Here is a 25,085-nt window from a genome sequence, read left to right as displayed (position 1 = left end):
CTAATCCGGCAGCGCTTGAAGAAAGGCCCGGTAGTGCTGCGCGGTCAGCTCTGCTCGCTCAATCATTGGTGCATGGCCGGTATCTGCCAGGATAACCACGCTGGGTTGGCGCAGCAGCGGCTGCATGACCTCGACGCTGGAGACGTGCAAGGCTCGATCTTCTGCGCCCCAGATGATCAGCGTGGGTGCCTGAATCTTCGGTAGTTCAGGCTCCAGCGGGATATAGCGCTCGATCAAATGGGCAAATACCTGGTCGTAGTGCGCGCTGTTGGCGATGGCCTGCTCGGCGAAATAGCCCTTGAGCGATTCCGTCAGGTAGGGCGGCTGCACGAAGATAAAGTCGAGCAAACGCTGAAAATCCTCGGGGCTCTTCACCACCAGCGGATTCGGTTCGCCGCGCTGCAGCCGTTGCATCAGCTCGCTAGGCTGTGGCGATGTGATGCCGGCGTTGTCGAGTAAGGCCAGAGACAGCGTTCTGTGTGGATAGCGTGCGGCATACAGCGCGCTGATATGCCCGCCCATGGAGTTGCCGATCAGGTGCAACTGCTCAATGCCCAATGCATCGATCACGCTGGCCAGGCGTTCGGTCTGGGTGCCGACATCGTAACTACCGGCCGGTTTGTCGCTGGCACCGAAACCCGGCAGGTCGAGGGCTATAACCCGATAATCCTGGCTGAGGTGGCGGGCGAAACGCAGCCAGTTGTCCTTGTTGGCAGCAAAGCCGTGCACCATCAGGATGGTTTGTGCGCTGCTTGGGCCGCCCTCGTAGTAATGAATGCTAAGATCGCCCACGCTGATCTGTTTGAGACTCAGCCCGGCACGCTGTCGCTCCACCAGCTGTATGCTCGTCAACAAGGCGGCGGGCGACAAGTAGAGCAGGGCGGCGGTGCCGGCGAGCAGTAGTATCAAGGCTGCGATCAGTTTTTTCATGGTTAGTCTTTATCGCGAATTCGTATGGATGCGTATTAAGCTAGCATGATCCAGAAGTTTCCCGATGTGTGGCCGCAGACGCCCATCCAAGGTTAAGCCGAGAAGTCGCCAATGCTTGAGCGTGGTTTTTATAGGTTGGTTCTCCTGCTGTTCGCAGCACTGCTGATGCCGGCGTTTGCCGTTGCCGCAGGTAAGTGCGAGCGCCTGGTGGCGACCGGTAATCCGGAGTACCCGCCCTACCTCTGGCGTGACCCGCAGAATCCTCAACAATTGATCGGCGCCAATGCCGATCTGCTGCAGCACCTGGCCAAAGAGCTGGGAGTGGTGGTGGACATCATCTATACCGGGCCCTGGTCGCGGGCGCAGGATGAAGTGCGCACCGGCCGCGTCGACCTGATTGCCGGTGCCTTCCTGACTCTGCCGCGCCTGGGGGTTATGGATTACGTGCATCCAGCGTTCTACTTCACCCCAAGTGTGGTGTGGGTGCATCGCGGGGCGGAGTTCCCCTATGCCGGCTGGGATGACCTGCGCAATCGCACCGGCGATACCCTGGTTAACAACAGTTTTGGCCAGGCTTTTGATGCCTACGCCAAGGGCAATCTGACATTGGAAGGCGTTGCCAGCCTGACCCAGGCGTTCCAGAAACTCCTGCTGGGGCGTACCGACTACGTGCTGTACGAGCGTTACCCGGGGCAGGCGCTGGCCGATAGCCTGGGCATGCAGGGCGACCTGCTGGTGCTTGATCCACCGATCTCCAGTGAAGGCCTGTACCTGACGTTGTCGCATAACTCGGCCTGCAACGATGCCTGGCTGCGCGGCATGCTGGCGAAGAAAATGAACGAAGCAATCGCCAGCGGTTTGCCGGATGACTTGCTGCAGCGCAATCTGCAGCGCTGGAAAGATCAACAGCTCACACCCAGCGGTGACGCTGAACAGTAGGGAAAATCTGTGATTTATCGACGTATCTGTGCGGCCTTGCTGCCGCTCATGCTCAGCGCCTGTGCATCTGATCCCGCGCCCAATGAACAGCTGCGCTTGACCGAACAGGCGCTCAGCCAGGCCAAGGCGCTGGGTATTTCCGCCGAGCAATCGGCCTCGTTGCGCCTGGCTGAGGAAAAACTCGCCCAGGCACAAACGGCCATGCAGGACGAGGATTACAAACAGGCGCGGGTGTATGCCGAGCAGGCCGAGCTGGATGCGCGGCTGGCCGAAGCTGAGCACTTGACCGAAAAAAGCCAGCAGCAACTGGCCGAGCTGAGTAACGCCATCAACCGCTTGCGCAAACAGCTGGGGGGCTTGCAATGAAGCATGCTCAGCTCAGCCTGTTGGCGATTTTTGCGGCTGTATTGTTGACCGGCTGCGCCTCATCGCCCAGCACCAGTGACCAGGCACTGCAGGGCGCGAACGCCGCCTTCCAGCAGGTCAAGGAAGATGCTGACGTGCTGCGCAGCGCACCCAAGGACCTGATTCGCGCCGGCGAGTCGCTGGCCAAGGCTGATCGTCTGTCGAGCTACTGGGGCAGCGCCGCTGATGTCAGTCACTATGCCTATCTCAGCCAGCAGTACAGTGCGATTGCCGGGCAGAAGAGCACGCTCAACCTGAATCAGGAGCGTGCGGTCAAACTGGAGCTGGAACGCCAGCGGCTGCAGTTGGCGCTGCGTGAAGCCAAGCTGCTCAGTGTGCAGGACCAGAGCAACTGGCTTGAAGAACAGATGGTCAGCCTGGCCACCAACCAGAGCGAGCGCGGCCTGGTGATGACCTTGGGTGATGTGCTGTTCGATGCCGGCCACAGTGACCTCAAGGCGTCAGCCAACCGCACGGTGCTGAAATTGGTGCAGTTCCTTCAGCTCAACCCGCGGCGCGTCGTGCGCATCGAGGGCTATACCGACAGCCGTGGTGATGCCCAGGAAAACCTCGAACTGTCCCACGCTCGCGCCCAGGCAGTGGCTGATGTACTGATCGATCTGGGCATCGATGCCAAGCGCATCGACGTGCAGGGCCATGGCGAGAGCTTCCCGGTAACCGAAAATGCCTCGGCCAAAGGCCGGGCGCAGAATCGTCGGGTGGAGATCGTGTTCTCCGATGAGCAAGGTAATTTAGGCTCGTCGCGCTAAGCCATCTGTCGTTCAAAAGCCTCGGTTAGCCGGGGCTTTTTATTGCCTGCCATCCAGACTGCCGCAGCCTGCGTGCGTCGTTAGGCAGCGCCGCACAATTCATACAATGACCGATTGAGCCGTTACAGTCCTGGCGGGTTGGTACTGTATCGCCCACAATTCAGTGAACTGTGCCGGTGCAATTGTAAAAGCCCGGTTTACTGTTACGGTTCAGTCAAGCAGGAACGCGGTCATGACCAATCTGTTGCTTTATCAGCGCATTGCCCAGCAACTGGCGGAAGATATCCGTCGCGGCGTCTACCAGCCCGGTGAGCGTGTGCCTTCGGTGCGCAAGATGAGTGCGCAGCTCAGCGTCAGCCATGCGACTGTGCTGCAAGCCTACGCCAACCTGGAAGATCAGGGCCTGATCCGCGCCCGCCCACAGTCTGGCTTCTACGTGCACCAGACCCCGGCCCTGACTGCGCCAACCCCGGATATCGCCCGGGTAGAGCGCCCTGGCCTGGTGACGCGCAGCAGCATCATCAATCAGGTCCTCACCGAGTCGCGCCGCGAGGGCGTGTTTCCCCTAGGTGCGGCGGTGCCGCATGTGGATTACCTGCCGGTACGTGCATTGCACCAGCAACTGGCCAAGGTCACCCGTTTTCACAGTGCGCGGGCTTTCAGCTATATGTTCAGCCCAGGCTTCGAGCCGCTACGGCGCCAGGTGGCGATCCGCATGCGCGATGCCGGCGTGGTGGTTGACCCGACTGAGGTGGTAATCACCCACGGCTGTGTAGACGCCTTGCAGATGAGCCTGCGGGTGCTGACCAAACCGGGTGATTTGATCGCGGCCGAGTCGCCGACCTATTACGGCCTGCTGCAACTGGCCGACCTGCTTGGCCTGAAGGTCATCGAGATTCCCAGCGACCCCACCACGGGCATCAGCCTTGAAGCCCTGCAACTGGCGGCCAACCAGTGGCCGATCAAGGCGCTGGTGCTGACCGCGCGGCTGAGCAACCCGCTGGGTGGCACCATTCCCGAAGAGCGTCAGCGCCAGCTGCTGCGTCTGGCCAGTGATTACGATATTCAGATCATCGAAGACGATATCTACGGTGAACTGATGTTCGAGCAAGGCCCGACCAAGGCGCTTAAATCCCATGACCGCGAAGGGCGGGTGGTGTATTGCTCGAGCTTCTCCAAGACCCTCTCACCAGGAGTGCGTATCGGCTGGATTGTCGCCGGCAAGTATCAGGATGAAATTCAGCGCCTGCAGACCTTCAGCACCCACTCGGCCTGCAGCGTGACGCAGATGGCGGTGGCGGCCTATCTGGAGAACGGTGGTTACGACCGCCACCTGCGCTTTATCCGTCAGGAATACCGCAAGAACCTCAGCGCCTTCCAGCTGGCGGTGCAGCAATATTTCCCGGAAGGCACGCAGATGAGCCGGCCCAAGGGCGGTTTTATCCTCTGGGTCAGCCTGCCGGCGCGGGTCAATACCAAAGACCTGCACGTGCGCGCGCTGCAGCAGGGCATCAGCATCGCACCTGGGCTGATCTTCAGTAATACCGAGCAGTTCAACCACTGCATCCGTCTGAACTGCGGCATCCCGTGGAACCGCGAAGCTGAGCGCGCCTTGATGACGTTGGGCATGCTGGCCGGGCAGTTGTGTCAGGAAGGCGCTGCGAGTTTTTAACAGCGGCTTAACCCGATGTAGCCAAGGGCTGCGTCTACCTGAGCGAATGGTTCATTCGATCGCTCAGGAGATACCCCCATGTCTGCTTACCCCGTGTTGCTTACCCGTCCTCTGCTTGCCGGTTTTGCCGCAGGCGTCCTGATCAGCCTCGGCGCGTGCAGCGCTGCCAATCCTGAAGCGCCGGCTACCGAGGCTGGCAGCCCGCCGCTCAGCGATCAGGCCCATAAGCGTGAACGTGCCGAGTTGCATGAACAGCTGGCCGCTGCACCCGCTGAACTGCAACGTAAAAGCCAGGCGGCGGGGAGGGCGGTGATGCCCAGCGTGGCGTATGCGCCTATGCCGATGTCTATACAGGCCGATGCCTTGCCACCAGGCTACCGTGACGAGAATCGCGAGCAGTACCAGAAACTGGCCAATAACCCGGTGCATGCGGTGGCCGAGACGCCGGTGTCGACCTTTAGCATCGATGTGGATACCGGCAGCTACGCCAATGTGCGGCGTTTTCTTAATGGCGGTCAGCTGCCGCCGCAGGATGCGGTGCGTCTGGAGGAGCTGGTCAACTACTTCCCCTACGCCTATCCGCTGCCCAAGGGCGATGTGCCGTTTGGCGTGCACACTGAGCTCGCGGCCACGCCGTGGAACCCGCAGAGCCGCCTGCTGCGTATCGCCATCAAGGCCTCGGATCTGCGCGTAGAGGAATTACCAGCGGCCAATCTGGTGTTTCTGGTGGATGTCTCCGGCTCCATGGATCGCCGCGATGGCCTGCCCATGGTGCAAAGCACCTTGAAGCTGCTGGTCGAGCAGCTGCGCGCTCAGGACAAGGTATCGCTGGTGGTCTACGCCGGCTCATCCAGCGTGGTGCTGGAGCCAACATCCGGCAGCGAGAAGGCCAAGATTCGCGCCGCTATCGACCAGCTCACAGCGGGCGGCTCCACGGCGGGCGAGTCGGGCATTCAACTGGCTTATCAGCAGGCGCAGCAGGGCTTTATCGACGGTGGCATCAACCGCATCCTGTTGGCCACTGATGGCGACTTCAACGTCGGTATCAGCGACTTTGAGACGCTCAAGCAACTGGCCGCCGACAAGCGCAAAACCGGCGTCTCCCTGACCACCCTGGGCTTTGGTACCGATAACTACAACGAACAGCTGATGGAGCAGTTGGCCGACGCTGGCGATGGTAACTACGCCTATATCGACAACCTGCGCGAGGCGCGCAAGGTGCTGGTTGATCAGCTCAGCTCGACCCTGGCGACGGTCGCCCGCGATGTGAAAATTCAGGTCGAGTTCAACCCAGCTGAGGTCAGCGAGTATCGCCTGCTGGGTTACGAGAACCGCGCGTTGAAGCGTGAGGATTTCAGCAACGACAAGGTCGATGCCGGTGAAATTGGCGCAGGCCATACCGTGACCGCGCTGTATGAAGTGGTGCCGGTGGGCGGCAAGGGTTGGCTGGAGCCGCTGCGCTATCAGGTCGCTGCAAAACTCGACCGTAAAGCGGGCGAACTGGCCTGGCTGCGCATTCGCTACAAGGCGCCGGGGCAGGACGTCAGCAAATTGCTGGAACAGCCGATTCAGGCCAGTGACGTGCCCGCCATCAGCCAGGCCAGTGAGGACCTGCGCTTTGCTGCCGCGGTGGCTGCTTTTGCTCAGCAGCTCAAGGGCGATACCTACATCGGGCGCTTCAGTCTGGCCGACAGCGCCGAGTTGGCGCGCAACGCCAAAGGCGATGACCGCTTCGGTCTGCGCGCCGAGTTCGTACAGCTGGTGGAACTGGCGCAGAGTCTGCAAACTGCGACGAACCGTTCAACTACCGCACGAGTACAGCAGTGAATCGACCCCTCACGGATGACGACGCCGCCTTGTTGCGGCGTTACCGCCGCGGTGACGCGGCGGCTTTTGCCGAGTTGTACCAGCGCCACCGGCTTGGCCTGTTCCGCTTTCTGCTCGGCCTATGTGGCGACCACGCCCTGGCCGAGGAGGTGTTTCAGGACACCTGGATGAGCCTGATCCGCAGCCAGAGTGAACAGCGCGATAGCGTGCTGTTCAAGACCTGGCTGTACCAGATCGGCCGCAACCGGTTGATCGATACCTGGCGCAAGCATGGTCGGCACCAGGCGGGGCATGCTGAGTACGATGAACAGCAGCATGCCCCGCACGACCCGCAGCCGGGGCCTGAGCAACAGCTCAGCCTGAGCCGCGATCAGCAGCGTTTAGAGGCCGCCCTGGCGGATTTACCGGCGGAGCAGCGCGAAGTGTTTCTGCTGCGCGCCCACGGTGATCTGGAGCTGGCCGAGATCGCCGAGCTGACCCAGATACCTGCTGAGACGGTCAAGAGCCGTTTGCGCTATGCCCTGCAGAAGTTACGTCGGCTGCTGGCTGACCCGGCCGCCGAGGAGTTGTCCGTATGAACCACGACCAACATAGGCTCGATGAGCAGGAACGGCAGATGCTTGAGCATTTCCGCCAGCACAGCGGCGGCGAGCCCAGTGCACTGCTGGATGCGCAGATTCTCGCGGCGGCCAGTGCCGCTGTGCGCAACGCGGCCACAACCGAGGCCAAGCTGGGCTGGAACGCGCGCCTGCACAGCTGGCTGTTTGGCGCGGGTGGCCGGCAGCGCTGGTCGGTGGCATTGGCCGGCGTCGCTTGCCTGGGAATTGGTGTAAGCCTGACCTGGCGCACCTTCGAGCAGGCTCCGGATGCCTTCGATGCCGTGCCCAGTGGTGCGCCGATGGCGCCGGCTGCGGCGCGGATGGCCCCGCAAACGGCACCGATGTCCGCGCCGCTGGCGGAATCTGCTGTGGTTGCTGATGAGGCCGAACGCTCACGTGCGGCGCAGCCTGCTCCGCTGATCCAGGGCTACAGTGCTGATGCCGCCAAGGCCGAGAAGAAGCTGTCGGCCGGTGCCTCCAATCAGCTGCTACGTGAAGAGTCCGCGGCCGATGCGTTGCATGAGCAACTGCCACAGGCAGCCCGTGCGCCTGCTGTATCAGCCCCTGATAAAGCGGCAGAAACGGTAGGCAGTCAGGCCGAACAGCAACTGCGCAGTGAATTGCAACGCTTGCTCAAGTTGCGCCGTGATGGCTGGACGGACGAGGCCGATACCCTGCTGTTACAGCTGATGCGTGAGCACCCAGCGCTGGATATCGATGCGCAGTTGCAGCAATTGCAGGCGCCGGAATAAGGCGGGGTAGGTCAGTCGCTGGCGGCCATCGACTTCGGTGGCCGCCAGCTGATCCTCAGGCTAGAGCGCCGCGTTGTTACCTGCCGTACCGATTGCGCGCTTGCCAGAGTGCGGAGCAGAGGCCAGCATAGCGGCTTGTGTCACTGCCTTTGTACCTGCCCATGTTGCCTATCCGAAGCCTCGCGCTGCTGTTGACTGTCTTGTCACTGGCGGCCTGTGAGCAAAGCACCAACCCACCCGTGAAAGCCAAAGCTGAAACCGTCAATGCGCAACCGGCGCCAGAGGTGGTTACCAGCAAAGCGGTCAAGGCCGAGCCGGCACCCGTCGTAAGCAAGCCTGCGCAGCCCAAGGCTGCTGAAGCCAAACCTGCGGCAGCGGCTCAAACCAAACCGAAACCTGCTGTGGTTGCACGCGAGCCCGCGCCCGCTGAGCCGAAAGCACCGCTGGATCTGAGCCTGCATACCAATGTGTTTGATCCCCTGCAGCCGGTGGCACCGCTCAGCGACCTGTCGATCCCGTTATTGCCGCCTATGTTTGGCGACAAGGATAAAACTGAGGGGCCTTTTCAGCTTAACGGCAAGCTGATTACCAATGAGCGCGGTGATGACTACTGGGAGTCGGTCGAGGGTGCGCAACTGCAGTTCGAGTTCAAGCAGTAGCGGGCAGCGTTGCTCGCCTGTCTGCTGCCGGCAATCAAAAGCGGTAGGCCTGCTCGCCGATGGCGTTGAACAGGCTGTGGTTCAGTGGAGTAAAGCGCGCCTCGCCCGGCAGGCGCACCCATAGTGGCTCCTGCACCGCAGCGGGGTTGTAGGCGGCCTGCTTGAGGTCAGTCTTCTTGTATTTGAAGGTGCCGGTGGTTTCCACCTCGCCGAGCAGGCGGATAAACAGCGGCGCGGCATACACCGGTAATTCGGCATCCAGGTGCGCGGCGAGTGCGGCGCTATCCAGCTGCTGGCCTTCACTCAGGCGCAGCGCCGCCATGCCGCAGCGGCCGTTGGTGCCGGGGATTTCCACGCCATAGACCACCGCATCTTCGACGCCTGGGAAAGCGCCCAGCACGTTCTCCACCTCAGTAGTGGAAACGTTCTCGCCTTTCCAGCGAAAGGTATCGCCGAGGCGGTCGACAAACTGCGCGTGCTTGCAGCCGATATCGCGCATCAGGTCGCCGGTGTTAAACCAGGCATCGCCCTTCTTGAATACGTTGCGCAGGATCGCCGCCTCGCTTTTGGCCGGGTCGGTATAACCATCGAACGGCCATTTGGCGCTGATCTCGCTGATCAGTAGGCCAGGCTCACCCTTGTCGGCCTTCTGCAGAAAGCCCTTGGCGGTGCGCATCGCGCAATCATTCTCCAGGTCGTAACGCACGATGGCGTAGGTGGCGGGGGAGAAGCCCACGGTATTGTCGAAGTTGAACACGTTGGTAAAGCCGATATTGCCTTCGCTGGAGGCATAGAACTCGGTGATCTGCTCGACCCCAAAGCGGGCCTTGAATTCGGCCCAGATCGAGGGGCGCAGGCCGTTGCCAATCATGCAGCGCAAGCTGTTGTTCTGCTCTGCGGCGCACTCGGGCTGGTTAAGCAGGTAACGGCACAGCTCGCCGATATAGCCGAAGCAGGTGGCCTGGTAGCGCTGCACATCGGGCCAGAAGGCGCTGGCGGAGAACTTGCGGCGCAGGGCGATGGCCGCGCCACCAGCGATGGCTGCGCTCCAGCACACGGTCACGGCATTGTTGTGATAGCAGGGCAGAGTCAGGTAGAGCACGTCCTGATTGCTCAGGGTCAGGCCGGAATGGCCGAAGCCGCCGTAGGCCTTGATCCACTTGCCGTGGCTCATGATCGAGGCCTTGGGCAGGCCGGTGGTGCCGGAGGTGTAGATCAGGAAACAAGGGTCCTTCATCTGCACCTTGGCGCTGTCCGGCAGGTTATCGCTGGCCTGGCTGCGCGCCAGTTGCAGCAGATTGGTCCAGCCGTCGGGTGCCTGGCCGGCGTCCTGCAGGCAGTCCTGATCGGCCACCCAGTAACGCGGCGTCTGTGGGTTATCGAGCTGTTCGGCGACCTCGTTGAAGGCAGCGAGCAGTTCTTCGCCGATCAGCATAAAACCCGGTTTGACCAGATTCAGGCTATGCGCCAGCACCTTGCCACGTTGGGTGGTGTTGACCAGCGCGCCGACCGCGCCGAGTTTGCTTAGGGCGGCGAGAATGGCCAGCAGTTCCAGGCGGTTTTCCAGCATCACCGCCACCACGCTGCCATGGCGCACGCCTTCGGCCTTGAAAGCCCAGGCCAGGCAATTGGCCCAGGCGTTGAACTGGGCATAACTGAGGCTGCGCGACTCATCCAGCAGCGCCGGACGGTCGGGATGCTGCTGCGCCGTACGCTCCAGCGCCCAGGCCAGGGAGAGGGTCTTCTCGCGGTTGCGAATGCCGGCGTAATACAGGCCGCGCAACATACGCGGCACACGCGGCAGGTGCTGGGGCAAACGGGCAAGAAAACGCAGGGGGGAAATCAGATCGGTCTGGCTCATGGCTCTCGCGCTTATGGTTGTTATGCGGGGGCGAAGCCCAACTCTAGTCGCCCGCTAGTACGCCTGCCATGGCTCTGGCGCAAGCCGAGCAGGGCAGATCGGCAAATAACCGCACGGGCCGTTGCCGAGGCATCCAGGCTGTGGCATTACAGGGAACGCTGAATGCTGAAGGAGCCGGCGATGAACCTGAATCAAGTCACTATTGCGGTCACCGATGTGCCACGCGCGATTCGCTTCTATCAGGGGCTGGGCCTGCAACTGATTGTTGAGAGCCTGCCGGACTATGCGCGGTTCTGCTGCCCGGATGGCCAGGCGAGTTTTTCCCTGAGCAAGGTTGCGCAGGTGCCGTTCAGCCAGACGTTGATCTACTTCGAGTGCGCCGAACTGGATCAGACCGTCGCCCGTCTGCAGGCCCAGGGCATCGAGTTCAGCATGCTGCCGACCGATCAGCCCTGGCTGTGGCGCGAAGCCTATCTGCAAGACCCGGATGGCAATCCGCTGTGTTTGTATCACGCTGGCGAAAACCGTCTGAATCCGCCTTGGCGGCTCCAACAAGACGCTTAATGCACTGCGCCACGACCCGCTCCAAGGAGCGGGCGTGCCGATTTAGTCGATAAACAGATCGTTCATTAGTTTGCCGGCTGGGTCATAGCGGTACTGCTCGAAGTGGCTCTGGCCCTGCTCACGCAGGATTTCCTCGTCGATCAGCAAGCGCCCGCTGATGCAGCGTTCGCTGCTGGACAGAATGGCGTGGGCGGCGTCGGCCATGATCGCCGGCAGGCGAGCGGCCTTCATTACCGCCGGGCCGCCGGCCTCGAACTCGATGGCGGCGGTGGCGATCACCGTCTTCGGCCACAGCGAGTTGACGCTGATGCCGTACTTCTTGAATTCCTCATGCATGCCTAAGGTGAGCATGCTCATGCCGTATTTGGTGGTGGTGTAGGGGCCGTAGTTGGCGAACCACTTGGGGTCGAGGTTAAGCGGCGGCGACAGGCTGAGAATATGGCCCTTACTCTGCTTAAGGTAGGGCAACGCGGCCTGGCTGCAGACCATCACCGCGCGGGTGTTGATCTGGAACATCAGGTCGAAGCGCTTGGGTTCGAGTTTCTCCACGCCCACCAGCTTGATCGCGCCGGCGTTGTTGATCAACGCGTCGATGCCGCCAAAGTGTTCGGCCGCCTGGGCCATGGCCGCTTTTACCGCGTTTTCGTCACGCACATCGACTTGCAGGGCCAGGGCCTTGCCGCCGACTTCCTCGACCTCGGCGGCCACCGAGTGAATGGTGCCGGGCAGCTTGGCGTGGGGCTCGGCGCTTTTCGCTGCAATCACGATATTGGCGCCCTCACGCGCGGCGCGCAGGGCGATTTCACGGCCGATACCGCGGCTGGCGCCGGTGATAAACAGGGTTTTGCCTTGCAGTGACATATGCGTGCTCTCGAATTGTTATGGTTTTTGTGGGAGGGGCCGGGCGGCGATCCGCTTTAGCCGCGACAAGTAACTAATTAGTCGCGGCTAAGGCCCCTCCCACGGGATGCGATCAGCTTTCGCTGGCTTCGATTTCCACCAGCAGCTGGCGATTCTTCACCTGATCGCCACGGCTGACGCCAATCCGCCGTACCACACCGTCGATGCTGGCCTTGAGCGGGTGCTCCATCTTCATCGCTTCCAGCACCAGCAGCAGTTGGCCCTTGCTGACGCTGACGCCTTCCTCGACCAATACCTCGACAATCGCGCCGTCCATCGGTGCCTTGACGCTGCCCGAGCCGGCGCCGCTGGCGCTGCTGACCGGCAGGTGGGTGATGTCGGTCAGTTGCAGATTGCCGTTATGGCCGTACAGCCAGAGGTTTTCGCCGGCCAGGTGATAGGCCAAGCGTTGGCGAATGCCGTCCAGCTCCAGGGTGGCCCAGCGGCCGTCGCTGGCCAGCAGTTTAAGGCTGACCTGTTGCTCGCCGATCCTGGCCAGCAGGCTGGGTTGTGGGCCGTCGGCCAGTACTTCAAGTTCTACTGAAAATTGCTGTTCACCCTGCTTAAGCAGAAAACGCCAGGGCGCGCTGCCGGCATTGCGCCAGCCGGACAGGCCCGGCTGATGGGCGCGGGCATTGGCCGATTGCTGAAACAGCAGGGCGGCGGCGGCGGCCAGTTCGCTGGCTTTTGGCGGCTGCGGGCTTAGGCTCGGGTCACTGGCGAAATGCTCGGCGATAAAGGCAGTGGTGGCGTTGCCGGCAGCAAACTCGGAGTGGCTAAGCAGGTTGGCGAGAAAGCGCTGGTTGCCATTCACGCCCAGCAGCACACAATCCTCCACCGTACGCACCAGCTTGCGTCGGGCTTCCTCACGGGTGGCGCCATAGGCGATGACCTTGGCCAGCATGGGGTCATAGAACGGGGTGATGGCCTGGCCTTCAACCAGGCCGTGGTCGATGCGGATGCCGTCGCGCAGCGCCGGCTCCCAGCGCAACGCCGTGCCGGTTTGCGGCAGGAAATTCTGCGTGGCGTCTTCGGCGTACAGGCGCACTTCCATGGCGTGGCCGGTGAGGCGAATCTCGTCCTGTTTGAGTGGCAGCGGCTGGCCCTCGGCAACGCGAATCTGCCATGCGACCAGGTCCTGGCCGGTGATCAGTTCGGTAACCGGGTGTTCGACCTGCAGGCGGGTGTTCATTTCCAGAAAGAAGAATTCGCCGCTCTGATCGAGCAGAAACTCTACGGTGCCGGCACCGACGTAGTTGACTGAGGCCGCCGCTTTCACCGCTGCCTCGCCCATGGCTTGGCGCAGCTCGGGCGTCATTACCGGGCAGGGCGCTTCCTCGACCACCTTCTGGTGGCGGCGCTGCACCGAGCAGTCGCGTTCACCGAGATACACGATGCTGCCGTGTTGGTCGCCGAATACCTGAATTTCCACATGACGCGGCTGGATCACCGCGCGCTCGAGAATCAGCTCGCCGGAGCCGAAGGCGTTCTGCGCCTCCGAGCGGGCGGTGCGGATCTGTGACAGCAGCTCACTGGATTCGTGAACTAAACGCATGCCACGACCGCCGCCACCGGCACTGGCCTTGATCATTAGCGGGTAGCCAATACGCTCGGCTTCACGGCTCAGGGTCTCGTCGTCCTGGGCTGCGCCTTCATAGCCGGGAATACACGGCACGCCGGCTTCGAGCATGGCGATCTTCGACAGGCGCTTGCTGCCCATCAGGTGGATGGCTTCCACAGTTGGGCCGATAAATACGATGCCGGCAGCCTCGCAGGCGCGGGCGAAGTCGGCGTTTTCCGAGAGAAAGCCGTAGCCGGGGTGGATGGCATCGGCTCCGGTTTTCTGCGCGGCGTCGATGATATTGGCGATCAGCAGATAAGACTGGTTGACCTGGGCCGGGCCGATGCACACGGCTTCATCGGCTTGCTGCACATGGCGTGCGCCGGCGTCGGCTTCCGAATAGACGGCCACGGTGCGGTAGCCGAGGTCCTGGGCGGTGCGCATCACCCGGCAGGCGATTTCCCCGCGATTGGCGATCAGGATTTTGTTAAAGGCGGGCATCTGGGTGCTCCTGCTGGTGATGGGTATCGCTGCGCTTAACCCATCCTACGGTCTTGTTGTAGGAGCCAGCTTGCTGGCGATCCTGATCTGAGCTGATCGCGAGCAAGCTCGCTCCTACAGTCGGTGTTGTGGCTACTGCGCCCACTTCGGCGGGCGTTTCTGTACAAAAGCCATGGTGCCCTCGACACCTTCGGCGCCGGTTACCGCGGCGGCAAACTGCTCGGCGGCGCGGTCCAGCAGGGTGCCGAGTGCTTCGTGTTCACTGGCCAGCAGCAGCGCCTTGGTTTGGGCGTTGGCGCCGGGTGCGCACTGGCGCACCTGGCTGAGTACCTGTTGCAGGCGGGCATCAACGGCTTCGTTATTGGCCTCACTGAAATGCACCAGACCCAGGCGCTCGGCTTCGCTGCCGTTAAAACGGGCGGCGGTCAGGGCCAGGCGGCGGGTCTGGGTCAGGCCGATGCGCTTCACCACAAAGGGGGCGATCTGCGCCGGCAAAATCCCCAGGGTGGTTTCCGGCAGGCCGAACTTGGCGTCCTGCTGGCAGATGGCGATATCCGACACACAGGCCAGGCCGAAACCGCCGCCCAGCACCGCGCCTTCCAATACGGCGATCAGCACCTGTGGCGCGTTCTGCGCCTCTTCCAGCAGGCTGCCAAAGGCGCGGTTAAGGTTGCGGTAGGCATCACCACCAGCCGCACGCGCGCCGGCCATATCCTTGATATCGCCGCCGGCGCAGAAGTGCCCGCCGGCGCCACGCAGCACGATGGCACGTACGCTGGGGTCTGCACGCAGGCTTTCCAGCACGGCGCGCAGCTCCGTGACCATGGCCAGGCTCATGGCATTGCGGCTATCCGGGCGGTTGAGGGTGACGTGCAGCACGCCGGCGTCGAGGCTTAGCAGCAGGGTTTCGCAGTTCGGTAGGTCGGCCATGGCAGGCTCCTTGATGTATTCGCAAGGGGAAGGTGGCCGTAGGGTGGGTCACGTTTTATCGACCCACCGAGCGGTGCCACGGTGGACGTAAAAAGCGACGTCCACCCTACGTTTTTCCGTTCTTAGCCCTTCTTTATGGCCCGCCATCCCTGGCGGCCACCCTTCGGGCCGTCGCTACGCGACGTTAAAAATAGCTCCCGGCTATTTTTTCTTCCCAGGCAGAATGCCCATCAGCTTGCAGATAATGCCCAGCATGATTTCGTCGGCGCCGCCGCCGATGCTCACCAGGCGCACGTCGCGGTAGGCGCGGGCCACCGGGTTTTCCCACATGTAGCCCATGCCGCCCCAGTACTGCAGGCAGCTGTCGGTGACTTCACGGCCGAGGCGGCCGGCCTTGAGCTTGGCCATCGAGGCAAGGTTGGTCACGTCGCGGCCGCGCACGTATTGCTCGGTGGCCTGATAAACCAGGGCGCGCAGGCACTCGACTTCGGTCTGCAGCTCGGCCATGCGGAAGTGGATCACCTGGTTGTCGATCAGCGCATTGCCGAAGGTCTTGCGCTCCTTGCAGTAGTCGATGGTGGCGTTGATGCAGTGCTCCAGGCCCTTGATCATGTTGGCCGCGCCGAACAGGCGCTCTTCCTGGAACTGCAGCATCTGCATCATAAAACCCGCGCCTTCGTGGCCGATGCGGTAGCGCTGCGGCACGCGTACGTTGTCGAAGAACACCTGGGCGGTCTCCGAGCTGCGCATGCCGAGTTTGTCCAGATGCGGGCTGACGCTGATGCCTGGGGTGTTCATCGGCACCATGATCAGCGATTTATTGACGTGCGGTTTGTCGTCGCTGGTATTGGCCAACAGGCAGATAAAGTCGGCGGACGGGGAGTTGGTGATCCACATTTTGCTGCCGTTGATCACATAGTCGCTGCCGTCTTTTTTGGCGGTGGTTTTCAGCCCGGCCACATCGGAGCCGGCGCCGACTTCGGAGACGCCGATACAACCGACCATCTCGCCAGTGATCGCCGGCTTGAGGAATTCTTCACGCAGCTCATCGGAGCCGAAGCGTGCCAGGGCCGGGGTGCACATATCGGTCTGCACGCCGATGGACATCGGGATGCCGCCGCAGATGATGGTGCCAAACTCTTCGGCGGCGACGATCGAGTAGCTGTAGTCCAGGCCCATGCCGCCGAACTTCTCCGGCTTGGAAATACCCAGCAGGCCGAGGTCGCCGGCCTTCTTGAAGATATCGTGGATCGGGAAGCGGCCGTCCTTTTCCCACTGCTCGACGTGCGGGTTGATTTCCTTGTCGACAAAGTTACGGACCGTGCGGCGCAGCTCTTCGTGTTCTTGGGTGAAGATCATTTCTTGTTCTCCGAAGGGTTACAGGCGGGCTACGCCGAAAGTGGTGGTTTTAAGCGGGCGAACAGCGGCTTCGGCACAGATATCCAGCAGGTAGCCGAGCAGCTTGCGCGTATCGCGTGGGTCGATCAGGCCGTCGTCCCACAGGCTGGCGGTGCCGTACAGCGCCGTGGACTGGCTGTCGAGTTTCTGTGCGGTAACGGTTTCCAGCATGTCGAGCATCTTCGGGTCGGCTTCTTTGCCTTCCTTCAGGTGTTTTTCCTCGGTGACGATGCGCAGCACTTTGCCGGCCTGGGCACCGCCCATCACGGCGGTTTTGCTGTTGGGCCAGGCGAAGATAAAACGCGGGTCCAGACCACGGCCGCACATGGCGTAATTGCCGGCGCCGTAGGAACCGCCGACGACTATGGTGAGTTTCGGCACTGTGGCGTTGGCCACCGCTTGGATCATCTTCGATCCGTGCTTGATCACGCCGAGCTGTTCCGATTCGGTGCCGACCATAAAACCGGTGGTGTTGTGGAAGAACAGAATCGGTGTGTTGCTCTGCTCACACAGCTGGATAAATTGCGCCGCCTTGGCTGCGCCTTGCGGGGTGATCGGACCGTTGTTGCCGATAAAACCGCAGGGCTGGCCTTCGATCTGCAAGTGGCCGCAGACGGTCTGGTTGTCGAACTCGTTCTTGAAGTCGAGAAAGGCCGAGCCGTCGGCGATGCGCGCGATGATTTCGCGTACGTCGTAGGGCTTCTTGGCATCTGCCGGCACCAGGCCGAGCAGTTCTTCGACCGGATACAGCGGCTCGCTGTAGACCTTGGCTGGGCGTGCCGGCAGTTGGGCATTCCACGGCAGCATGGCGAGGATTTCGCGGGCGATGCGTACGCCGTCGGCGTCATTCTCGGCCAGGTATTCGGCGGTGCCGGCGACTTGGGCATGCATTTCGGCGCCACCCAGTTGTTCATCGGTGGCGATTTCGCCGGTGGCGGCTTTCAGCAGCGGCGGGCCGGCGAGAAACATCTTGGCCTTGCCGCGCACCACCACCACATAGTCCGACAGCCCCGGCTGGTAAGCCCCACCGGCGGTGCTGGAACCATGCACCACGGTGATCTGCGGCAAACCCATTGCGGACATGCGCGCCTGGTTGGCAAAGCCGCGAGCGCCTTCGACAAAGATATCGGCGGCGTAGTTGAGGTTGGCGCCGCCGCTTTCGGTCAGCGCCACCACCGGCAGTTTGTTCTCGAAGGCGATTTGCTGTAGGCGCAGGGTTTTCTTCAGCCCGGTGGGGGAGATGGTGCCGCCCTTGATCGCGCTGTTGCTGGCGGTGACCAGGCAACGCACCCCGGCGATATAGCCGATACCGGAAATAATCCCGCCACCGGCCTGAGTGCCGTCCTTGTCGTCGTGCAGCTTGTAGCCGGCCAGCGACGAGAGTTCGAGAAAGGGCGCGCCAGGGTCGAGCAGCAGATTAAGGCGTTCACGGGGCAGCAGCTGACCGCGTTTTTCGAATTTAGCCTTGGCTTCAGCCGCCTTGTTCAGGCAGTTCTGTTCGATCTGGCGAAAGCTGGCCACGGCAGCCAGCATGGCCTCGCGGTTCTTGGCGAAGTCCTCGCCATGCACATCGATCTCGGATTGGATAACCGGCATTAGAGGCTTACTCCTGATCTTTCAGTACATCGGGCATATAGGCCCGGTGAAAGCCGTTATAGGTCTCGCTGTTTTTCGCTTTGCCGAGGGTCCAGGCGCGGGTGCCCTGGCTCGCGGCGCCGTCGATGCGGATGGTATTGCCGCTGATAAAGTTGGCCCCGGGTGTGAGCAGGAAGACGATGGCGGCGGCCACTTCCGATTCGCTGCCAATGCGTTGCAGCGGCACGTGATCCTTGAGCGAGCGGATCATGTTCTTCATCGACTCGGGGTAGGTGTCCATGCCGCTGGAGGCGATCCAGCCAGGTGCCACGGCGTTGACCCGCACCCCGGCGTGGCCCCACTCGTAGGCGGCGGTTTTGGTGAAGTTCTCCATGCCGGCGCGTGCGGCTCCCGAATGGCCCATGCCCGGCATGCCACCCCACATGTCGGCGAGCATATTGACGATTGAGCCGCCGTGTTTGCTCATGCTCTGCAGGAAGACTTCCTTGGCGATCAGAAAGCCACCCACCAGGTTGGTGCGCACTACGGTCTCGAAGCCTTTCTGGTTGATCCCGATCAGTGGCGCGGGGAACTGGCCGCCGGCGTTGTTGACCAGGTGATGGATCTGCCCGCGCTCGGCGACCACGGTTTTGACCATGGCCTTGACTGCTTCCTCATCACGGATATCGCAGACCTGAAAGCTGGCTTGGCCGCCGTCTTCAATAATTTCGCCGCAGGTGGCTTCAAGCTTTTCCAGCTTGCGCCCGACCAGAACCACATGGGCACCCAGGTGCGCCAGCTCGTGGGCGGTGCAACGGCCGATGCCGCTGCCGCCGCCGGTGACCATGATGGTCTGGCCGCTAAACAGGCCGGGTTTAAACACCGAGTCGTATGCCATTTTCGTTCTTATCCTTAGGCTTTTATCGGGCACCACCCTGTCAAGGAGGTGCGCTATCCGCTTTCTGTAGGAGCGAGCTTGCTCGCGATCATTGGACTGCTAAAGCATCGCGAGCAAGCTCGCTCCTACAGGTTGTCAGCCAGCGCCTTGGGCACCGGTATCGGGAATTCCAGCAACTGTTGGGCGAATGCCTTGCCCTGCGGGTCGATGCGCAGCGAGGCGACGCCGCCACCGCCCAGGGCGTTCTCCAGCAGGAAGTTCAGGCTATGGCTGCCAGGTAGATACCAACGGCTGACCTTGCCGGTTTGCGCATCCAGCGCGTGCTGCATCCATTCGGCCACGGCTCCCTCGGTTAGCGCAGCGGCGATCCAGGCCAAGTACTCGGGCTTTCTGGCCATTACACCAATATTGCTGTGGTTGCCCTTGTCGCCAGAGCGCGCTACAGCCAACTTGATCAGCGGTACGCAGGCGTCGGCCTGGCCGCTTGGCTGCGGGGCGGCTATATCGGCAGCAATCTGCGCGCTATCCAGCACCGTGATCTGCGGCAGTGCGACCGGTGTGCGTTCGCCGTTCAGTTCCACTTCCATGGCGCAGGCGCCTTTGTCAGTGAGAAAGCTGAACAGGCGGATTACCGGGTAAACCGTAGGGCGACCACCGACGATGCCGGTCAGTCCCGGTGCCATGCCGGTGGCTGCCTGGGCGATCTCGCGAGAGAACAGAATCAGCGCTTCTTTCTTGGCATGGCGCACGGCGATCTTGATCACGATCTCGCGGGTATCGGTGCGCTGGCCACGCGGGCCGTAAGTGGCCTCGGAGCCCAGCAGTTCGATGCTGACTTCCTTGTAAGGTCCCCAGCCACGTTCGGCGAACAGCTCTTCGGTTTTGTTGATGATGGCCTGGCTGACTCGTTGGGCTTTCTTTACCGCGTCGATGCCGGCCATCAGGCAGCTGGCGGTGCAGCGGAAGCCGTCCGGGTGGGTGGCGCTGACTTTGTACTGAGCAGTCGGCGGCAGGCCGCGTGCGCCTTTCAGCTCAACGCGGTTGTCACCGACTTGGGTCAGTTGCACCTGGGTGAAATCGCAGAGCACATCGGGCAGGTAATAGGCCCGTGGATCGCCGATTTCATAAAGCATCTGCTCGCCCACGGTAAAAGGCGTAACCAAGCCGCCGGAACCCTCCGGCTTGGCCACGACAAAGCTGCCATCGGCTGCCACTTCTACTACCGGGAAGCCGATATGTTCATAGTCCGGCACGCTCTGCCAGTCGGTGAAGTTGCCGCCGGTGCACTGTGCGCCGCACTCGATGATATGCCCGGCCAGCGCAGCCTGAGCCAGCTGGTCGTAGTCGCTCCAGCTCCAACCGAATTCATGCACCAGGGCGGCGCTAACCACGGCGCTGTCGACCACGCGACCGGTGATCACGATATCTGCACCCAGTTTCAAGGCTTCGACAATGCCCGGTGCACCGAGGTAGGCGTTGACCGACACGCAGAAGGGCGGCAGTGGTGCGCCGCTGAACATTTCCACGGTGCCGGCCTTGGCCAGCTCACCGAGCTTGGGTTGCAGGTTGTCGCCATGCAGCACGGCAATCTTCAATTGCACGCCAGCCTGTTCACAAGCCGCCGCCAGGGCAGCAGCGCAGGCGCTCGGATTGACGCCGCCGGCGTTGCTGATTACGCGGATGTTCTTCTGTGCGAGCTCGGTCAGCAGCGGGGCCAGGGTTTCCACAAAGTCGGTGGCATAGCCGGCGTCGGGCTTCTTCATCCGCGCGCCAGCCATGATCGACATGGTCACTTCGGCCAGGTAGTCGAATACCAGGTAATCCAGTTCGGTGCCTTTTACCAGCTGGGCGGCGGCGGTGCTGGTATCGCCCCAAAAGGCGGAAGCGCAGCCGATGCGTACGGTTTTAGTCATTGGAATGGGTCCGCAACACATGAATAAGGTGAGTTGAAGGCTACCAAGCAAGCGCTTGGTTGAAAAGCCCCGGGGCGAATCTTTCTAACCGAAAGTGCGGCCAAGCGCTTGCTTGGGTGGCTGGCGCAGCATAAATTTCACCAATAACGACAAGCACTTGGGTAAACCTGCTGATAACCAGCGTGCAATTGCACGCTGGGCCGCTTGGCCCGAGGCATACAGAGAGTTGGAGAGTAATTAGCGTGGATGATCAACAAGCTCAGGCGGTGATGCGCGATCTGGTGGCCAGCGGGCAGATCACCGATCCGGACAGTGCGCGTGGCAAGCTGCTGCAAACTGCGGCGCACCTGTTCCGCAGCAAGGGCTACGAGCGCACCACGGTGCGCGATTTGGCCAGCGCTGTGGGCATTCAGTCCGGCAGCATTTTTCATCACTTCAAAAGTAAGGATGAGATCCTGCGTTCGGTGATGGAGGAGACCATTCGCTACAACACTGCACTGATGCAGGCCTCGCTGGCCGAGGCGCGCGACCAGCGTGAGCGGGTGCTGGCGCTGATTCGCTGTGAGCTGCAGTCGATCATGGGCGGCACCGGTGAGGCGATGGCGGTACTGGTGTATGAATGGCGCTCGCTATCGGAGCAGGGTCAGGCCTTTATTCTGGAATTGCGCGACAACTACGAGCAGCTCTGGCTGGATGTGTTGGGCGAAGCCAAGGCCGCCGGCTACTTCAAGGCCGACCCTTTTATTCTGCGCCGCCTGCTGACTGGCGCGCTGAGCTGGACTACTACCTGGTTTCGCCCGGAAGGGCCAATGACCCTCGATCAGCTGGCCGAAGAGGCGCTGTCACTGGTGATCAAGGACGCTTGAGGAAATTCAGCTACGCTAAGGTGGCACATTGATAGTATTTTGGCGCCAACGGATTGCGAGCGTTTCAGGTCACGGAAGAAGTCGCTGCGTTTTGTTCTGAGGTTCGCCGTTTGGCCACGCTGTTACGAGGTTTACTGCTCGTCGTGCTGTTTTCTGTGGTGTGCGTTGCGCAGGCCGCGGAAGAGGTGCGAGTGGGGGCCTATCATTTCCCGCCCTATGTGATCAAACCGGAAAGTGAGCGCCCCGGTGGCCTGCTGCCGGAGCTGTTGCAGGCGCTCAATCAGCTGCAAAGCGACTACCGTTTTACCCTGGTGGCGACCTCGACCATGCGCCGCTATCGCGATCTGCAAAGCGGCCGTTTCGACTTGATCCTGTTTGAATCCCCGGCCTGGGGTTGGCAGGACACGACACATGCCGCGCTGGATCTGCATATCGAAGATGCCGAGGTCTATGTCGCACGCCTGCAACCGGGGCGTGACGAGCGCTATTTTGATCAGCTCCAGGGCAAGCGCATGGCCCTGTATAGCGGCTATCACTACGGCTTTGCCGGGTTCAACTCGGATAAACAGTTTCTCAGCGATACATTCAACGCGGTGCTGACCTATTCCCACGACAGCAACCTGATCATGCTGCTGCGTGGCCGGGCCGATGTGGCCGTGGTTACGCGTTCCTACCTGCGCGCCTACCAGCAGCGCTACCCGGAGCAGAGCAGCGCCTTGCTGGTGTCTCAGCGCGTCGATCAGGTGTACCAACACCAGGCGCTGTTCCGCCCTGAGTCGAGGCTGCAGCCACAGGTGTTTGCCGAGCTGCTTAAACAACTCAATCGCGACAAGCAACTGGATAAGCTGCTGGGGCGTTATCACCTGCGTGACGCATCGGTGCTGATAAATGACTGAAAATGCTCTGTTCGGTCAGATTTGCCTGAGTTAGGCTGCAGTTATTCGAAAATAGGGAAGTTGGCGTCAAATGGGGCTCTTCAGACGTGAGGTAAGCAGGTTTTTCGGTATTGGCCTGGCATTGCTGCTGGCCGGGCCGCTTATGGCCGCGCAGGACGTGCGCGTGGCTGCTGTGTATTTCCCGCCCTATGTGTTCAAACCTGAACAGGTCCAGCCCACTGGTTTACTCGATGAGTTGGTGGCGGCGCTGAATCAGGCCCAGACGGACTACCGCTTTGTGATGGTTCCGACTGCGGTTAAACGGCGTTTTCGTGACCTCGAACAACAGCGCATTGACCTGGCGATTTTCGAGAACCCCGGTTGGGGTTGGCAGGGCATTCCGCATGTGGCCCTGGATATGGGCCTGGAAGACTCCGAAGTGTTTGTCGCCCGCGCTGAGTCAGGCCGCGATCAGGGTTATTTCGACTCGCTCAAAGGCAAGCGTCTGGCGCTCTACCACGGCTATCACTATGCCTTTGCCAATTTCAATGCCGAGCCGAATTACCTGAGCAAGACCTTCAACGCCACCTTGACCCATTCCCACGAAAGCAACCTGCTGATGGTGCTGCATCAGCGTGCGGAAATCGCTCTGGTAACGCGCTCCTATATCGGCGACTTCCTCGAACGCAATCGGCAATACGCTGGCCAGCTGCTCATATCCCAGCGCGCCGATCAGCGCTATCGCCATCATGTGTTGTTGCGTCCGCAGGCGCCGATCACCCCTGAGCAGTTTATGGCGATCTATGAACCGCTGCGTGAGAACGGCGAGCTGGAGAAGATTTTCAGCCGCTACCAGGTCGCCGTTATGCCACCCGCAGCGGGTAGTTCAATAGCAGCAGGTGCTGCACAGTGAGTGTGCCGTAACCGCGACCACGGCGCATATGCATGGCCTATCTGGGATGGGGCGTTATGGCTCGCGGGCGTCCTTGGCCTCTTGCTCCAGTTTGCGCTGGCGGACTTTCGCCAGTTGTTCCTCGCTCAGCGGTAGCGGTTTAGCGGTGCGCAGCAGTACCATCAAGCCGCCGACGATGGAGCCCAGCACCAGCAGCATCAATAGCCAGATATACCAGGTCATGGGCGCTTCCTCGTAGGGGGGAGTGGTCACCATAACGCGTTGGCGGCTGATCTGTCAGGTCAGCCGCCAATAGGGCTTAGCGGCGTACCTGCTTAAGGGTTTCAGCAATCAGGAAGGCCAGTTCCAGTGACTGGTCGGCGTTCATCCGTGGGTCGCAGTGGGTGTGGTAGCGGTCCGACAGGCCGTCTTCGGTAATCGGTCGCGCGCCGCCGATGCATTCGGTGACGTTTTGCCCGGTCATCTCGATATGGATACCGCCGGCGTAGCTGCCCTCGGCCTGGTGCACGGCGAAGAACTGCTTCACTTCGGCGAGAATCTGCGCAAAGTCGCGGGTCTTGTAGCCGCTTGAGGCCTTGATGGTGTTGCCGTGCATCGGGTCACTGCTCCACAGCACCTGGCGGCCTTCGCGCTGCACGGTCTGGATCAGGCGCGGCAGACCGGCTTCGACCTTGTCGGCGCCCATGCGCACGATCAGGTTGAGGCGGCCGGGATCGTTGTCCGGGTTGAGGATGTCGATCAGGCGGATCAGGTCTTCGCTGTCCATGCTCGGGCCGACTTTCACCCCAATCGGGTTGCCGACGCCACGCAGGAACTCGACATGCGCGCCGTCCAGCTGACGGGTGCGGTCGCCGATCCACAGCATATGCGCCGAGCAGTCGTACCAGCCGCCGGTGAGGCTGTCCTTGCGCACAAAGGCTTGCTCGTAGTTCAGCAGCAGCGCTTCGTGGGCGGTGAAGAAGCTGGTTTCACGCACCTGCGCAGCGCCGTCCATGCCGCAGGCGCGCATAAAAGCCAGGGTTTCGTCGATGCGCCCAGCCAGTTGGCTGTACTTCTCGCCAAGGTCCGAGTTGGCGATAAAGTCGAGGTTCCACTGGTGCACCTGATGCAGGTCGGCAAAGCCACCCTGAGCAAAGGCGCGCAGCAGGTTCAGCGACGCGGTGGACTGGTGGTAGGCCTGCAGCAGACGCTCCGGGTCCGGCACGCGGCTGGCAGAGTCGAAACCGATGCCGTTGACGATGTCGCCGCGGTAGGCGGGCAGGGTTACGCCGTCGATGGTTTCATCATTGGCCGAGCGCGGTTTGGCGAACTGACCGGCCATACGCCCGACTTTGACCACCGGGCAACCGGCGGCGAAGGTCATGACGATGGCCATTTGCAGCAGCACTTTGAAGGTGTCGCGGATTTTCAGGGTGGAGAACTCGGCAAAGCTCTCGGCGCAATCGCCTCCCTGTAGCAAAAACGCGCGGCCCTGGGTCACCTCAGCAAACTGGCGGCGCAGTTCGCGGGCCTCACCGGCAAATACCAACGGCGGATAACTGGCGAGCTTTTGCTCAACGGCCAGTAGGTGCGCGGCGTTCGGGTATTGCGGTTGTTGCTGGATCGGCTTGGCTCTCCAGCTTTCAGGGCTCCAGGGTTGCGACATTGCGGCTCTCGGCTTAAGTCAATTTAGGCGGACGGGCATGGTAACCGATAAGCCATGGACGGCAAGTCGATAGGCGCGATAGAGCCGCTGCATGGTTCAGCTTTTGTAGCCCGGATGTAATCCGGGGGGCTG

Annotated in this window: 23 protein-coding genes; 12 read left to right on the top strand and 11 right to left on the bottom strand. The window is 61.6% G+C overall.

What is annotated here, in order from left to right; genetic code table 11:
- Positions 1 to 930, bottom strand: a complete 930-nt coding sequence (locus Q8M42_RS02200; protein WP_304868781.1) for an alpha/beta fold hydrolase — start codon at positions 928 to 930, stop codon at positions 1 to 3.
- A gap of 111 nt (positions 931 to 1,041) precedes the next feature.
- Between Q8M42_RS02200 and Q8M42_RS02195 the strand changes: the two genes are divergently transcribed.
- The 8 genes from Q8M42_RS02195 to Q8M42_RS02160 all read left to right on the top strand — a co-directional run bounded on the left by Q8M42_RS02195 (position 1,042) and on the right by Q8M42_RS02160 (position 8,553).
- Entirely contained in the window at positions 1,042 to 1,869 is an 828-nt protein-coding gene (locus Q8M42_RS02195; protein WP_304868779.1) for an ABC transporter substrate-binding protein, read from the top strand.
- A gap of 9 nt (positions 1,870 to 1,878) precedes the next feature.
- On the top strand, positions 1,879 to 2,235 hold the full coding sequence (locus tag Q8M42_RS02190) for a DUF4398 domain-containing protein (protein WP_304868778.1): 357 nt from the start codon (positions 1,879 to 1,881) through the stop codon (positions 2,233 to 2,235).
- Positions 2,232 to 3,044: an OmpA family protein gene (locus tag Q8M42_RS02185; protein WP_304868776.1), complete on the top strand. Its 813-nt coding sequence runs from the start codon at positions 2,232 to 2,234 to the stop codon at positions 3,042 to 3,044. The genes Q8M42_RS02190 and Q8M42_RS02185 overlap by 4 nt, the downstream gene beginning before the upstream one ends.
- A gap of 232 nt (positions 3,045 to 3,276) precedes the next feature.
- The gene (locus Q8M42_RS02180; protein WP_304868774.1) at positions 3,277 to 4,716 is read left to right on the top strand and encodes a PLP-dependent aminotransferase family protein; all 1,440 of its coding nucleotides are present in this window, start codon (positions 3,277 to 3,279) and stop codon (positions 4,714 to 4,716) included.
- A 78-nt stretch (positions 4,717 to 4,794) separates the two neighbouring features.
- Positions 4,795 to 6,543, top strand: coding sequence for a VWA domain-containing protein (locus tag Q8M42_RS02175; protein ID WP_304868772.1), 1,749 nt, complete (start codon positions 4,795 to 4,797; stop codon positions 6,541 to 6,543).
- Positions 6,540 to 7,121, top strand: a complete 582-nt coding sequence (locus Q8M42_RS02170; RefSeq protein ID WP_269382352.1) for an RNA polymerase sigma factor — start codon at positions 6,540 to 6,542, stop codon at positions 7,119 to 7,121. Before Q8M42_RS02175 ends, Q8M42_RS02170 begins: the two co-directional genes overlap by 4 nt.
- Entirely contained in the window at positions 7,118 to 7,894 is a 777-nt protein-coding gene (locus tag Q8M42_RS02165; protein WP_304868768.1) for a hypothetical protein, read from the top strand. The genes Q8M42_RS02170 and Q8M42_RS02165 overlap by 4 nt, the downstream gene beginning before the upstream one ends.
- A 161-nt stretch (positions 7,895 to 8,055) precedes the next feature.
- A complete protein-coding gene (locus Q8M42_RS02160; RefSeq protein WP_304868766.1) occupies positions 8,056 to 8,553 on the top strand; it encodes a hypothetical protein in 498 nt (165 codons plus the stop codon).
- 34 nt (positions 8,554 to 8,587) lie between these two features.
- Here Q8M42_RS02160 and Q8M42_RS02155 read toward each other — a convergent pair whose 3' ends face one another.
- Positions 8,588 to 10,414 (bottom strand): long-chain-acyl-CoA synthetase, encoded by a 1,827-nt coding sequence (locus Q8M42_RS02155; RefSeq protein ID WP_304868764.1) that lies wholly within the window; start codon positions 10,412 to 10,414, stop codon positions 8,588 to 8,590.
- 180 nt (positions 10,415 to 10,594) lie between these two features.
- On the opposite strand from Q8M42_RS02155, the gene Q8M42_RS02150 reads away from it, so the two are divergent.
- A complete protein-coding gene (locus Q8M42_RS02150; protein WP_304868761.1) occupies positions 10,595 to 10,978 on the top strand; it encodes a VOC family protein in 384 nt (127 codons plus the stop codon).
- Between the two features lie 42 nt (positions 10,979 to 11,020).
- Here the strand turns inward: Q8M42_RS02150 and Q8M42_RS02145 are convergent, their stop codons facing one another.
- The 7 genes from Q8M42_RS02145 to Q8M42_RS02115 all read right to left on the bottom strand — a co-directional run bounded on the left by Q8M42_RS02145 (position 11,021) and on the right by Q8M42_RS02115 (position 20,654).
- Complete coding sequence (locus tag Q8M42_RS02145) at positions 11,021 to 11,839, bottom strand: NAD(P)-dependent oxidoreductase (RefSeq protein WP_304868759.1); 819 nt, start codon at positions 11,837 to 11,839, stop codon at positions 11,021 to 11,023.
- Positions 11,840 to 11,951: 112 nt separating this feature from the next.
- A complete protein-coding gene (locus tag Q8M42_RS02140; RefSeq protein WP_304868757.1) occupies positions 11,952 to 13,940 on the bottom strand; it encodes an acetyl/propionyl/methylcrotonyl-CoA carboxylase subunit alpha in 1,989 nt (662 codons plus the stop codon).
- A gap of 132 nt (positions 13,941 to 14,072) precedes the next feature.
- The gene (locus Q8M42_RS02135; RefSeq protein ID WP_304868755.1) at positions 14,073 to 14,870 is read right to left on the bottom strand and encodes an enoyl-CoA hydratase/isomerase family protein; all 798 of its coding nucleotides are present in this window, start codon (positions 14,868 to 14,870) and stop codon (positions 14,073 to 14,075) included.
- 201 nt (positions 14,871 to 15,071) lie between these two features.
- Entirely contained in the window at positions 15,072 to 16,229 is a 1,158-nt protein-coding gene (gene atuD, locus Q8M42_RS02130) for a citronellyl-CoA dehydrogenase (protein WP_275961452.1), read from the bottom strand.
- Positions 16,230 to 16,247: 18 nt separating this feature from the next.
- Positions 16,248 to 17,864: a geranyl-CoA carboxylase subunit beta gene (gene atuC / locus Q8M42_RS02125; protein ID WP_304868751.1), complete on the bottom strand. Its 1,617-nt coding sequence runs from the start codon at positions 17,862 to 17,864 to the stop codon at positions 16,248 to 16,250.
- Between the two features lie 7 nt (positions 17,865 to 17,871).
- Positions 17,872 to 18,741: an SDR family oxidoreductase gene (locus Q8M42_RS02120; protein WP_304868749.1), complete on the bottom strand. Its 870-nt coding sequence runs from the start codon at positions 18,739 to 18,741 to the stop codon at positions 17,872 to 17,874.
- A gap of 125 nt (positions 18,742 to 18,866) precedes the next feature.
- Positions 18,867 to 20,654, bottom strand: coding sequence for an acyclic terpene utilization AtuA family protein (locus tag Q8M42_RS02115; RefSeq protein ID WP_304868748.1), 1,788 nt, complete (start codon positions 20,652 to 20,654; stop codon positions 18,867 to 18,869).
- Between the two features lie 242 nt (positions 20,655 to 20,896).
- On the opposite strand from Q8M42_RS02115, the gene Q8M42_RS02110 reads away from it, so the two are divergent.
- The 3 genes from Q8M42_RS02110 to Q8M42_RS02100 all read left to right on the top strand — a co-directional run bounded on the left by Q8M42_RS02110 (position 20,897) and on the right by Q8M42_RS02100 (position 23,308).
- Positions 20,897 to 21,520 (top strand): TetR/AcrR family transcriptional regulator, encoded by a 624-nt coding sequence (locus Q8M42_RS02110; RefSeq protein WP_304868746.1) that lies wholly within the window; start codon positions 20,897 to 20,899, stop codon positions 21,518 to 21,520.
- 110 nt (positions 21,521 to 21,630) lie between these two features.
- Positions 21,631 to 22,416 (top strand): ABC transporter substrate-binding protein, encoded by a 786-nt coding sequence (locus Q8M42_RS02105; protein WP_304868744.1) that lies wholly within the window; start codon positions 21,631 to 21,633, stop codon positions 22,414 to 22,416.
- Positions 22,417 to 22,486: 70 nt separating this feature from the next.
- A complete protein-coding gene (locus Q8M42_RS02100; protein ID WP_370692733.1) occupies positions 22,487 to 23,308 on the top strand; it encodes a substrate-binding periplasmic protein in 822 nt (273 codons plus the stop codon).
- 54 nt (positions 23,309 to 23,362) lie between these two features.
- Here Q8M42_RS02100 and Q8M42_RS02095 read toward each other — a convergent pair whose 3' ends face one another.
- Entirely contained in the window at positions 23,363 to 23,530 is a 168-nt protein-coding gene (locus tag Q8M42_RS02095; protein ID WP_304868742.1) for a DUF2897 family protein, read from the bottom strand.
- 76 nt (positions 23,531 to 23,606) lie between these two features.
- Positions 23,607 to 24,953, bottom strand: coding sequence for a class II 3-deoxy-7-phosphoheptulonate synthase (locus tag Q8M42_RS02090; protein WP_304868740.1), 1,347 nt, complete (start codon positions 24,951 to 24,953; stop codon positions 23,607 to 23,609).
- Between the last annotated feature and the right edge of the window lie 132 nt (positions 24,954 to 25,085).

This window comes from Pseudomonas sp. (assembly GCF_030684895.1).
Lineage (GTDB): Bacteria > Pseudomonadota > Gammaproteobacteria > Pseudomonadales > Pseudomonadaceae > Aquipseudomonas.
This window is presented reverse-complemented; position numbering and strand designations above follow the sequence as displayed.